Here is an 11,731-nt window from a genome sequence, read left to right on the forward strand (position 1 = left end):
CGGTGATCTGACTAGTGCTCCGCTCAGCGAGCCGCTGCGACCCGCATAGACGTCCCGTGGCTTGCTGACTTCCATGGATGACATCAGCGACTACATCAACTTCCGCAACAGGCTCGGCGACTTCATGCATGAGCGGTTCCGGCAGGAACTGCCCATCGACTATCAGGCGGGAATGGGGGTGGCCAACCTGTTGGCCGAAGTCCTCCCGGCCGACATGCTCGCCATGTTCTTCCGTGTCGCTGCCGAAGCTGAAGAGGAGTCCCGGCAGCCGGCCAGGTCGGTGAGGTCGTTCAGGACGGTGCGCGGTGCGGTGCGGGCGGTGAAGCCGACGGCGAGAAGGGCCAGGCGCTCGGCGGCGGTGAGGTCCGGGCGGCGCCGGGCGGTGGCGCTGCCGAGCAGTACGTAGGCGTCCAGCGCGTAGTCCAGTTCATGCTCCAGCAGGCCCTCGCTGCCGGGGATGACCTCGCGCCGCATGACCTGCTCGACGGCGCTGGCGTACTGCTCCAGCACCGTCCGGTTGCCGGGTTCGGGCTGGCGGGCGGCGAGGGAGCGGATCCAGTGGGCGGCGTGCTGGCCGGTGACCGAGGCCTGGGCGAGGGCGTCGCGCTCGGAGGCGGTCAGGCCGTCGTCCGGCTCCTGGAGGTCGGGTTCGGGGCGGGCCGTGGTCGGCGATGGGGGATCGTCATGACGGGTGAACAGCTGCGGGGCAGGGTCGGTCACGGGCGCCCCGGTGCTGGGGACGGGGCGGTTTATGATCATCTTCATGGATTCAGGAGCGCTCCCCACTGTGTCGGGTACGCCTTCGGCTGGGGCGGGTGCGCCGGCCGGGCTGGTGTGCGAGGTCTGCGGGAAGCCGCTGGAGCGCAGGCCGGGTGCGGGGCAGCCGCCGAAGTACTGCCGGGACAGCGCGTCCTGCAAGTCGAAGGCGCGCCGCCGCAAGGCGGCTGCTGAACGGGAGCGCTCCGCAGCGGTCGCGGAGGCAGTGCTGGGCCTGGTGCCGCTGCCGGCGGGGCTGGCCGACCGGCTGCCCGCCGGTCCGCAGCAGCGGGTGCTGGCCCTGGCAGAGGCGATCGCCGGTGCCGCCTACCACTACGTCGCCACGCTGCAGCAGCGGGACGGCGATCCGGCCGCGGCGCTGGAGCGGCTGGAGCAGGCGCTGCCCGTCTTCGCGGGCCGGCTCCTCGAGGAGGCCCGGCTGGCTGCCGCCGAGCCCACCGGCAGTGCGGAGCGCTCCGATATCGACGAGCTGTCAAGGTTGGCGCAGTCGCCATCAAGGTCCGCCGGACGCCTTGACGGCTCGTCGACAGGGAAGCGCTCCGGGCCCAGAGCCGAGCTGCCCGGGCAGGCCGGCGCGGCGTCGCCCGGCGCCAACCGTGATGAGCAGCCCAGTACGGAGCGCTCCGATATCGACAGGCCGCCAAGGGTGGCGGAAGCCCCGCCAAGGTCCGGCGCCAGCCTTGATGACCCGCAGGAGCCGGCGAACGGAGCTGGGGGCACCCCGTTGAATACGGAGCGCTCCGCACTTGACGGAACCGCCGCTGAACAGGGCGCACCCACGCTGGGCAAGCGCGGTGCCGCCCTGGGCAAGCCGACGGTGGGCAAGCCCCGTGGTGTCGTGGGCAAGCCCGGTGCCGTGGTGGGCAAGCCGGCCGCCCCCGCTGCGCCGTGGCTGCCGGCCGCGGGGCTGGTGCCGGCGTACGAGCGCGGATACGGCCCGCTGACCAGCAGCCAGCCGCTGGAGAGCATCGGGCCCGGCTGGGAGATGTGGAGCTGGGCCGCGCAGCGGCACGTCCACCTCATCGCTCATGAGCAGCGGGTGGTGGGGTGGGTGGAGCGGCCCGACCGGGAGGTGGGCCGCCCGTGGTTCGCCGCCGCGGGCACGGAGGTGCTGGCCGATTCCGCCAGCGGTGCCGTGCTGTGGCACCGGGCCAGCGAGCTGGCCGCGCACACGGTGGCCGCCGCGGTCCGCGCGGCGGGCGGGAGCTGACCGGTTGTCGAGCGAGAAGGGCAGGCAGGCAGGCTCGGCCGGCCAGCCGGGCCGGGCCGGGCGCGGAGGGGCGCGTTCCGCCTCGGGGGAGTATCGGGGGCGGGGCGGGGTGTGGCGGCTGGTGACCGTATCTGACCGGTTGAGATGTCTTTCTGGTGATCAACTGATTGAGATCATCTGAAAACTTTCCGTAGTTATTTTCCGATCTGCTCTGCACGATCGGTCGTCCCGGGACGCTGTGTAGGTGGAAGCGCGTGCGGCGCTTCCCGCCGGACCGGGGGGCGGCGTTCACACACTCCATAGGGAGGGGCGCGTGTCCCATCAAGGCGTGCAGGTGTTGGAAGCGGTCGTGGCGGCCAGGGTGGTGGGGCGGGACGCAGCGCGCGTGCTGCGCCGGCTGCTGGGCGCCGGGGTACGGATCGGCCTGGCCGACCTGCTGGCCGCCGCCCGCCGCGCCGGTGCCTCGGGCCGGATCGGGGAGGGCGAGTGACCCGGGCCGACTCCGCCTCCGAGGAGGACGACTTCGCCGGCCCGGCGCAGCTGGGTGTGCCGCCGGGGCCGGTGCCGTTCACGGGCTGGTCGCAGGAGTGGCAGGTGACCTACACCGCCTTCCACGCCGATGTGTACAAGAAGTACCTGACCGTGGCCTACCTGCAGCTCGGATCGGATGCCGACGCGGAAGAGGCGGTTGACGCCACGTTCGACGTCCTGGCGGACAAGTGGGGGCAGATGCTCCGGATGGACAGCCTGCGCGGGTATGCCTGGACGGTCCTCAAGCGCCGCATCCTCGACCAGGTCCGCCGGCGGACCCGGCGCGGGAACTGGATGGAGATGGCCGCCTTCCAGACGGCGAACGTGGGGCCGGACGACCCGTTCGACCTCCTCACGATGCGGATGGCCGCGTTCGAGGAGATCCGCCGCCTGCCCGAGCGTCAGCGCGACGTGGTCGCCCTGTGTCACTGCCTGGACTACACGACCGAGGAGGCCGCCGACCTGATGGGAGTAGAGGCCGCCACCGTCCGCTCGCACCTGAGCCAGGCCCGCCGGCGTCTGGCCGCCCGCCTGGGCGAGGACGCGGACGACGACACGACGAACCCCGGGGAGAAGAAGTGACGAATGACGAGACCACCAGGCTCGACGAACTCCTGGAGCGGCTGCGCGTCCACGACCCGTACGCCCGCCTGGATGCGGACGACGCCCAGGAGCGCCTGATCCTGCGCCAGATCGCCCGCTCCGGCGCCGCCTTCGGGTGCGTGTGCTCGCGCCCCACGGTCCCGCCGCAGCACTGCCCGCCGTCCGAGCCCGGCTGGACCCAGCCCACCGACAGCCCGCAGGGCCTGGAGCAGGCGTGGTGGGACCTGCAGTCGCTGAGCATGGTGGTGCTCACCGACGGCCAGGCCGGGGTGAGCCTGAACCGGTTCATCGAGGAGCACTACACGCTGGCCGGCGGGGCACTGGTCTTCGCCTGCCTGCTCTACCTGACCGGCCGGGCCGACGGGGCCCGCTTCTGGTGGCAGTTCGCGACCGAGGCCGGCGCCGATCTCGCCGGAACCGGCGACGAACCGTGTGAGGCGGCGACCGCCGCGCAGTACTTCCTGTTCCTCGACCACGCCCGCCGCGGCGAGTACGACGACGCCGGCATCTGGAGCCGGCGCCTGCGCGAGACCGGATTCGCCACCGACCGCTGGGGAGAACGCACGGCGACACCCGTGGTGGTGGAGACCCTGCCCGACGTCTCCCGGCACATCACCGAGGAGCACGACCCGCTGCTGGGCACGATCCCCCTTCCACACCCGGCCCTGGTCCAGGAGGTGTGCGAACTGGCCGTCGGCACCGCCGCCACCCGCTGACCCACGCCCGCACCGAGCCGCGGCCTGCCCCCGCCCCGATCCGGGGCAGGCCACCCTCGCCCCCTACGCCGACCACTCCCGACTCCTGGACGCTCCGTGCTCCTGCATGCCCTGACACCCGCGCTACTGGCACTGGCCACCACCGTGATCGGCTACATCGCCGTCCTGGCCGGCCTTGGCCTGGCCGCGGCCGCAGCCCGCCCGCCCCGCGGCCGCCGCTGCCGCTACCTGCTCCTCGCCCTGCTGCCGATACCCGCCCGCCGCCGTCCGGACGAGGGCGAGCTCACCTGGTGAGCAACGCGTCGCCGAGCCGCCCCGGCCCGGCGACGGCCGGCTTCGACCGGGTCCGGCCCGCCCCGGCCTGCGGCCCCGCTCGCCGTACGGGCGGCGCGCCCACCCGGCTCCTTCCGCGGACCCGGCAGGGGCGCCGACTCGATCGGCGCCAGCTCGGCAGCGGCGGTGAGGGCGCGCAGCCGCGCATCGCGGTCCTGCCCCTCCAGGGGCTGCTTGAGCAGGTCGATGAGCCGGCCCTGCTCCCGATGGGCAAGCCACCCGTTCCACCAGCGCACCCGGTCGGACGATTCCTGCGGGACCACCAGCCACACGAGCACGAGCGGCACGGCGCCCGCGGTGAGGAGCACCGCGACCCACCAGGGGGCAGCGGCCATGGCGGTCACCACAGCGACGGCGCCGAGCGCCTTCGCGGGCCTGGGGGCCATCAGTGGGCGCCGTCCTGTCCGGCGCTGCCCGCGATGAGGCAAATGGACAAGGGGTCCTCCTTCTAGAGGTCGGAAGGCGGGGAACCCCGCCGCCCCTTCGCTGGCTGGGGCCGCATCTGACAGCAGAGCCGCTCACATGAGTTCCGCCAGAGGCCAGGCCGGCTATGCGATGCGAATACCTGTTCGATTACTCTGGTGGGGTGAGCATCACCCCGCCGACGCCGTTCTCCGCGCCCCGCCACCTGCACCCGGTTCCGGGGGATGGGGTGGAGGCGCCGGCCGCGCTGCTCTCAGGGCCGGGGCGGAGCCGGGACGCGGCCCCGCGGTGGCGGTGGGTGCGTCTTCGGTTGGACGGCGGGTGGCGGGACGGCCGGGTGGAGCGGTGGAGTCTGGCACCGGGCCAGGAGCAGTGGACGGTGCTGGTGCGGTGGGGCCCGGACAAGTTCGACTGGGGCTGGTACCTCTACAGCCCGGACACGATCCGCCAGGCGCCGGCGCCTCCCGACGGCGCCGGCCCGGCGGCCTGGTGAGCGCCGACTCCGCGGCCGCCGCAGCCGACCTCGCCGACGCGCTGGACGAGTTCGCCGACAAGGCCGTCGGCCCGGACCCGACGCTCGACCAGGTGTGGGTGACGGTCGGCACCGCGCACGACATCGAGCAGCGCACGGTGCTGCTGCCGGTCAGCGTCGCCGACTGGATTGCCGAGTTGGTCCGCGAGGAGACCCAGACCCTGGACGCCGGCACCACCAGGGCCGACCCCTACGGCGACTGGTGAGCCGTCCGGGCGAGCCGCCAGCAGCGCCATCCGCGCCCTGCGCCCGAAGGCGCCGACGATGAGCACGACCAAGACCCGCGAGGAGACCTGACGATGGCCGACCTGCCCGACATCCCCGACGACCTGCTGGCCCTTGAGGAGCGGCGGATGAGTGCCCGCCGCGACCTCGACCTCCACGTCGCCACGGTCGAGGTCGGCTACCGGACCGCCTACCCGGACCCGGAGCAGATCGTCGAGCGGCGCACCTGGACGCCGCAGGAGACGGAGCGCTGGCACGAGCTGCGCGCCGCCTACGCCGCGGCTGCCGCTGCGGTGCTCGACCACCCGCTGCTTGTTCAGGCCGCTGCCGACGGGCGGCGCTGGCCTGTGGAGGAGAAGCTGCGATCGCTTGTGCCCCGCCTGCAGGTCGTGATCCGCCGCAACGAGCCGGGCAGCGCGGAGCGGGTGGTGGTCTTGGTCGACGGGGCCGAGGAACTGGCCGCAGCGCAGGCGGCCTGACGGGCCGACCGGCACCGCGCCGGCTGCGCCGCCGCCTGCAGGGCGGGGTTCGTGACAGCTCTTGCATCTTCGCCCCACCGTGCGCGTCGGGGAGTCCCGCCGCAGCGGCTCAGGGGCGTGCAGACCGCCCGACCGGGCCTGAGGGCGGGGCCAGGCCCACGCCCGGCCCCGGCCCTCATGCCCGGTCGGGCAGCCTGGGTCAGGTCCGGCCACCTCCCGCCCGACCACCCCGAACCGCACCCGGCGGCCGACGGCGGCGGGGACCAGGACGTCGACGTCGGCCGGCTGCTGCGCCGCCTGGACCGCCTGACCGCCCGCCACCCGGACCGGGCGACGAGATCCTGAAGGTGGCGGTCGAACTGGTCCACCGCCACCGCCACCGGCAGCCGCACGGCCCGATCGCCCGCAGAGCCGGCCTGACCCCGCACCGGCTGCGCCGTGCCGTCTACGACCTTCCCGAGGTCCAGGCCGAGATGGAGCAGGCGCGGCAGCGCGGCGACGAGCGCCGGGCCGCCGCAAAGCGGGAGCGCGGCTGGGTGTGGTCCTGGGAGCGCCCCGGCTGAACCCCACGGGGCCGGCAGCATCAAGGTTTTCGGGCTGCTCTCTTTCCCCGACCAGTTCCCCGACTGAATCCCCGACCTGTTCCCCGACCAGGAACTTTCCCGGGATCTCGGCCGTTTCCGCAGGTCAGGGCGCCGATTGGGGCCCTCCGGAAATCCCGGCGACCCCTTTGCCCCCTCTTCCTGTGCTGTTTGATCGGTGCGGGAGGAAGGGCACGGGGTCCCGGCGGCGGCGCTCCGGACCACGCGGGCCGGGCCGGGGCCGGCCGGGCGGACCCGCGCCGTGGTGCCGCTGCGGGCGGCGGCCCCGGGAGAGCGGGCCGGGCCGGGGACGAGCGAGTAGCAGGGAGCGGCAGGGTGAGCGGGAGTCAGGACGAGGACGAGGGCGGACAGTGGGAGCCCGGCGGCGAGGACGGCGACGGCGGCGGCCGGGAGCTGGACAGCCAGGACGAGGACGGCGGCGGCCAGGACAGTGAGCCGGACGAGCTGGACGGCCAGGGCGACGACGACGAGCGGCCGGCGGCCGAGCGGACGGGCAAGAAGCGGACGGCGTTCGTGCGGGCGAAGGCCTACCCGAACGGCTCCACCGGCCCGCTGCGCCGGGACATTCTCCAGGTGCTCGGTGTGCTGAAAGCGGCGACGGTGAAGCAGGTGTGGCAGCTGGCCGCCCCGCACCACGAGCACCCGAACACCGTGGCCAGTGCGCTGCGGGACATGGCGCTCAAGGAGAGCCGGCTGGCCGAGCAGCGCGGTTCGCTCGGCGGCCCGGACGACGAGGAGGAGGGGGCCGGCGGGAAGAAGAAGTCGCTGGCCCAGGCCAGGGCCGAGCGGGCCGCCGCCGGGGGCAAGCGGGCCCGGCCGACGGCCCCGAAAGGCTCCAACGCCAAGATCTGGGGTCTGACCGAACTCGGGCTGGACGCGGCGGCGGCCACGCTGCCGGTCGGGCGGAAGATGGGCAACCGCGCCCGCTCCCTGGGCCGCGGCACCGGCGCCCCGCACGCGATGGCGGTCAACGACACCATCGTCGCGTTCACCGGCGCGAACACCCCGGGCGGCGGCATCGGGGTGATTTCGGACTGGACCACCGAGGCGTCCCACCCGCTGCCCGGAGGCCGCCAGCAGATCGCCGACGCGGTGCTGATCGCCCCGGCCGACGGCGTGCCGGTGCTCCTGGTGGAGGTCGACCTCCACAACGGCACCAACCTGAAGATCGCCCGCAAGATCGACGGCTACGCCGAGTACTTCGCCCAGACCTACAAGGACCCGAACCACGAGGGCCACCCCTCCCGGGCCAAGCAACTGCCCTCCTGGCGCCGCACCTACCCGACCGCCCCGGCCGGAACCCTGCCGCCGATCGCCCTGGTCCTGGGCGGCGCCGGCCCCAGGGCGATCGACAACACCATCGACGCGATCCACGACCTGGCCGCCCAGCACTGGGAGCCCCGGCGCGCCTTCGACTTCACCGACAAGATCCCGCTGCTGGCCTGCCACCTCGACGACCTCAAGGCCAAAGGACCGCACGCCGCCATCTGGTGGCGCTACGGCAGCACCAACTGGCAGACCCTCACCGACGCGCTCGCCAACACCGACTACATCGCCGCCACCCGCGAGCGCATCGCCGCCGAGAAGAAGGCCGCCCAGGAACAGGAGCACCAGCGCCTGGAAGCCACCCGCTGCCCCGGCTGCAACCGCCGGGAGGACGAGTTCCGGTACCGGCCCCACGCCAGCGACGGCACCCGGCTCTGCACCGACTGCGAGGAGCAGGCCCGCAAGGACCGCGCCCGCCGCCAACTGCTGGCCGCCCGCGCCCACAACGACGCCCTCCACCCCTGCTACACCTGCCACGGCCCGCTCGGCGGTCCCCACGGCTCCCGCACCGAGCTGGACGAGCCGGCCGAGGCGGACCGGCTGGAATGCCCGCCCTGCGCCAGCGAGCGCAGCAACCACGGGCGTCGGCCGATCCTGCTGGACCTGCCCGCACCCCGCCAGGTCCGCCGGGCCGCCAAGCACGGCCCGCCCGACGACGACCCCTGGTGGACCGTGCGCCTCCTGCACGCCGAACGCTGGCCCAAGGAAGCCCGCGACCGCGGCAAAGGCCCCAGCTGACCCCTGGCGGCCGGCCCAGGCCACCCCGCCCAGGACCGGCCGCCAACGCTCCCTGGCGGCCCGTCAGCCGCCCCGCAGCCCACCCGCGCCGCCCCAGCCCCGGCCCCGGCCCCGGCCCGCCAAAGCGCTGACGGGCCGCCCAGACCGTTCGCTCGCTCAGGCCCACTGGACGCCGTGCTCGGCGAGCTGGGCGAGCCGGCCCGGCGTCAGCTTCGCCTGCCGCGCCTTCGTGTTGTTCAAGAAGGTGCCCGGCGACACGGTGACGGGCTCCGCCTCCTCCTCGCCGCCGGCGCCGGGACCGCGGTGCGCCGGGTGTGATCCGGTCAAGATCGATGCCTCGGATGTGGCAGTGGTGGGCGGTGTGCGGCGGGTATTCACGGCCGTTCACCAAAAACCGCATGTAGGACGGGGTCCACTGTCCATGGCCGAAAGATGGTGAAGATCATCATTCAATCTTCATTGCCTCATATGGTCAGTCACCGTCAGTTGCCACAAGACTTCGGAGGATCGTCGGCGTGAGTCGCAACATTCGCACAGGTCTGCTGACAGGTGCCGCGGCCCTGTCCCTTGTGTTCGCCACTGCTGCGCCCGAGGCGTTCGCCAAGGGTAGCGGGGGTCTGGCCACCACCGATGCCGCCACCGTTGCGCAGGGCCAGGCCCGCAAGGCCCTCCACGACTTGGCCGCTTCCATCGACGAGCAGGGGCGTACGGCCTACGGCGACAGCTACAGCAACCTGTACGTGGACGAGGCGAACGACCAGGTCGTCGTCTACGCCACCGACGCCGGGCGCGGGAAGGCCATGGCGGCGGCGGCGAAGGGCGCGCACGCCGACATCGACACCACGAAGATCAAGTACGTGTCGGCCAAGTACACGAAGAAGCAGGTCGACGCCTCTATCGACAAGATCATGAAGGCGAACAAGCCCGCCAAGGGCGCCCAACCGCTGATCTACTCCGCCGCCGAGGCCCCTGACGGCTCCGGCATCCAGGTCCAGGCGGCACCCGCAGCCGTCGACCGCGTCCAGGCGCTCCTGGCGGGCAACGACATCCCGGCCACCGTGACGGCCGGCGCCGCCGCGGCGTCGGGCGACGGCTGGCGCTGGAACGACGGCGCCCCCTTCATCGGCGGCGACGTGCTGATCGGCCCCTCCCACCGGGCCGGCTACTCGACACAGTGCACCGCGGGCATGGCCGTCGAGGACCAGAGCGGCAACGACTACCTCATCACCGCCGACCACTGCTTCCAGACCTCGAGCAACGCCCAGATCTTCGGTGAGGGCGACCCCGTGGGCACCTGGAACTACAACCACGGCACCTATGTCGGCTGGATCGGGGGCCTGGACCTGCCCAAGTGGGACGCGCAGATCATCGCCACCGGTGGCCAGTACGGCAGCGGGACGAACTCCGACGAGGCGGACCAGCCCGACGGCCGTTGGTACGCCGTCACCTCCGACGCCTACTCCTACAACGGCGAGTCCGTCTGCCAGGACGGTGCCAGGTCCTACTACGACGGCTACGGCGTCCCCTGCGGCATCACCGTGAGCAACCAGGACATCAGCTACTTCCTCACCTGGGACGACGGCACCACCGTGACCGTACGCGGCGTGGAGGGCAAGAAGAACGGCTGGGCTTCCGAGCACGGCGATTCCGGCGCCCTCGTGTTCACCGTCAGCGGCTCCACCTCCCGCCAGGCCCGCGGTATCGTCTCCGCGGACTTCGGCTACGGCACCCTGCTGTGGACGGAAGCACCGGACATCCTCAACGCCTACGGCGTCAGCCTCAACCCGCACACCTGACAGCACCCACCGCCCGGGGGCGCCGTCGATGCGGAACCCCCGGGCGGTGCACCACTTCGAGGAACCACGGTGGAACCGCACCCCTCACCCGGACGTCCCACACGCATGAAACCAAAGCACACCCACGCCGCCGCTCTGCTCATCGCGGCACTGCTGGCCACCGGCTGCGATCAGCAGCCATCCGCGGCGGTCAAACCGCAGGCATGCGGCCAGCAGGTCTCCGGCGCAAGCGATGACGGCCAACTCCAGCTCTCCGGAGTCTGGTTCGGCCCGGGCAACACCCTCAAGCTCGGATACCGAGGGCACACGCCCGCCGGACATCTCAACGCCTACCTGACCAAGAACGGCACCGTCGTCGGACACGCCACCCGAGCCCCGGGAAACGGCACCGGGCTGGTCGATACGTTCTGCCCGGGGACGACGTGGAACGACATCACGAAGGCCCACATCTTCGACTACCAGGTGACGCTGACCCTCGACTCCGACAAAACCACCCAGACACTCCTCCTGGCCGCACAACCGGTTTTCGCCCACGCCGACTGACAGCAGCACCCGGCCACGCACGGGCAGACACCGTCACAGGCCCTACCAGCCCGACCGGCTGGGTGCCCGGACCGCGACAAGCCACCGCTGCCTCAACTACGGCTGGCCGCTCATCCTGCCCCTGCCCACCAACCGCGAGTGCCGACTCGCCAAGGCCGGGAAAACTGGACGACCCCTGGTGGCGCATCCGGCTGCCGCACGCGGAGCAACACCCCAACCGCCGACCCACCCCGCAAGCGCCCCTGGCGGCCCGTCAGCCGCCCCGCAGCGCACCCGCGCCGCCCCACCCCGGCCCCGGCCCGCCAACGCGCTGACTGACCGCCTAAGCCGCTACCACTGCACTCCGAGGCCGTCCAGCGCACCGAGGCCAAGCAGTCAGAACCTCCCGACGGGTCATGTGGTGATGTACTCTCAGGCATGCAACAGAACCTGGTTGATGTTCAACTCAATTGCAAAACAAGCAAGTTGAGTCAAAATCAGGGGAAGCCATGAGGCGGGAATCGAAGACAGACAAGAAGTGATACAGACCGAGAGGCCGCAGCAGGATCAGGCTTCCGCACCGGTCCAGCACTTACAACAGCTACAGATACAGACCAGTGGCTGAAGCGACCGGAAACCCGACACGCCCCCCCAGCCGCCCCTCTCCCAGCTAGCCGCCCCGCAGCGAAGCGAAGGGGCCAGGCCGCATCCGACGGAGCGAAGCGGAGGAGGGCGCGGCCCGCATGACCGAAGGTCATGCCCCCTGGTGAAGCGAAGCGGAACCAGCAACCGGCCGAAGGCCGGCCGAGCCGCGAAGCGGCGAAGGAGCGGGGGCGAGCGAAGCGAACCCCCGCGGTCACGCGGAGCGGGACCAGCGCAGCGCGAAGCGCTGCGCCCGGTGCGGCCACGAAGCGAAGG

Annotated in this window: 15 protein-coding genes; 13 read left to right on the forward strand and 2 right to left on the reverse strand. The window is 72.5% G+C overall.

Going from position 1 to position 11,731, the window contains the following annotated elements; genetic code table 11:
* Nucleotides 1–162: 162 nt before the first annotated feature.
* A complete protein-coding gene (locus ACFYNO_RS33180; protein ID WP_388021192.1) occupies nt 163–765 on the reverse strand; it encodes a hypothetical protein in 603 nt (200 codons plus the stop codon).
* Between ACFYNO_RS33180 and ACFYNO_RS33185 the strand changes: the two genes are divergently transcribed.
* The 11 genes from ACFYNO_RS33185 (at nt 764) to ACFYNO_RS33235 (ending at nt 8,495) form a co-directional block, all read left to right on the forward strand.
* The gene (locus ACFYNO_RS33185) at nt 764–1,987 is read left to right on the forward strand and encodes a hypothetical protein (RefSeq protein WP_388021194.1); all 1,224 of its coding nucleotides are present in this window, start codon (nt 764–766) and stop codon (nt 1,985–1,987) included. The two genes, ACFYNO_RS33180 and ACFYNO_RS33185, sit on opposite strands and share 2 nt — an antisense overlap.
* Nucleotides 1,988–2,300: 313 nt before the next feature.
* Nucleotides 2,301–2,477: a hypothetical protein gene (locus ACFYNO_RS33190; RefSeq protein ID WP_388021196.1), complete on the forward strand. Its 177-nt coding sequence runs from the start codon at nt 2,301–2,303 to the stop codon at nt 2,475–2,477.
* Entirely contained in the window at nt 2,474–3,100 is a 627-nt protein-coding gene (locus tag ACFYNO_RS33195; RefSeq protein WP_388021198.1) for an RNA polymerase sigma factor, read from the forward strand. The genes ACFYNO_RS33190 and ACFYNO_RS33195 overlap by 4 nt, the downstream gene beginning before the upstream one ends.
* A complete protein-coding gene (locus tag ACFYNO_RS33200; protein ID WP_388021200.1) occupies nt 3,097–3,837 on the forward strand; it encodes a hypothetical protein in 741 nt (246 codons plus the stop codon). The genes ACFYNO_RS33195 and ACFYNO_RS33200 overlap by 4 nt, the downstream gene beginning before the upstream one ends.
* Nucleotides 3,838–3,933: 96 nt before the next feature.
* Nucleotides 3,934–4,131, forward strand: coding sequence for a hypothetical protein (locus ACFYNO_RS33205; protein WP_388021202.1), 198 nt, complete (start codon nt 3,934–3,936; stop codon nt 4,129–4,131).
* Between the two features lie 625 nt (nt 4,132–4,756).
* The gene (locus ACFYNO_RS33210) at nt 4,757–5,086 is read left to right on the forward strand and encodes a hypothetical protein (protein ID WP_388021204.1); all 330 of its coding nucleotides are present in this window, start codon (nt 4,757–4,759) and stop codon (nt 5,084–5,086) included.
* Entirely contained in the window at nt 5,083–5,331 is a 249-nt protein-coding gene (locus tag ACFYNO_RS33215; protein WP_388021206.1) for a hypothetical protein, read from the forward strand. Before ACFYNO_RS33210 ends, ACFYNO_RS33215 begins: the two co-directional genes overlap by 4 nt.
* A gap of 93 nt (nt 5,332–5,424) precedes the next feature.
* Nucleotides 5,425–5,829: a hypothetical protein gene (locus ACFYNO_RS33220; RefSeq protein WP_388021208.1), complete on the forward strand. Its 405-nt coding sequence runs from the start codon at nt 5,425–5,427 to the stop codon at nt 5,827–5,829.
* Between the two features lie 177 nt (nt 5,830–6,006).
* A complete protein-coding gene (locus ACFYNO_RS33225) occupies nt 6,007–6,174 on the forward strand; it encodes a hypothetical protein (RefSeq protein ID WP_388021210.1) in 168 nt (55 codons plus the stop codon).
* Between the two features lie 2 nt (nt 6,175–6,176).
* Entirely contained in the window at nt 6,177–6,392 is a 216-nt protein-coding gene (locus ACFYNO_RS33230; protein ID WP_388021212.1) for a hypothetical protein, read from the forward strand.
* A gap of 354 nt (nt 6,393–6,746) precedes the next feature.
* Nucleotides 6,747–8,495, forward strand: coding sequence for a replication-relaxation family protein (locus tag ACFYNO_RS33235; protein WP_388021214.1), 1,749 nt, complete (start codon nt 6,747–6,749; stop codon nt 8,493–8,495).
* 156 nt (nt 8,496–8,651) lie between these two features.
* Here ACFYNO_RS33235 and ACFYNO_RS33240 read toward each other — a convergent pair whose 3' ends face one another.
* A complete protein-coding gene (locus ACFYNO_RS33240) occupies nt 8,652–8,822 on the reverse strand; it encodes a hypothetical protein (RefSeq protein WP_388021216.1) in 171 nt (56 codons plus the stop codon).
* 242 nt (nt 8,823–9,064) lie between these two features.
* Here ACFYNO_RS33240 and ACFYNO_RS33245 point away from each other — a divergent pair, with 242 nt between their 5' ends.
* The gene (locus ACFYNO_RS33245) at nt 9,065–10,291 is read left to right on the forward strand and encodes a hypothetical protein (RefSeq protein WP_388021218.1); all 1,227 of its coding nucleotides are present in this window, start codon (nt 9,065–9,067) and stop codon (nt 10,289–10,291) included.
* A gap of 105 nt (nt 10,292–10,396) precedes the next feature.
* Nucleotides 10,397–10,834, forward strand: coding sequence for a hypothetical protein (locus tag ACFYNO_RS33250; protein ID WP_388021220.1), 438 nt, complete (start codon nt 10,397–10,399; stop codon nt 10,832–10,834).
* The last annotated feature ends 897 nt before the right edge of the window (nt 10,835–11,731 follow it).

Origin of the sequence: Kitasatospora sp. NPDC006697 (assembly GCF_042869935.1) — a bacterium.
Classification (GTDB): domain Bacteria; phylum Actinomycetota; class Actinomycetes; order Streptomycetales; family Streptomycetaceae; genus Kitasatospora.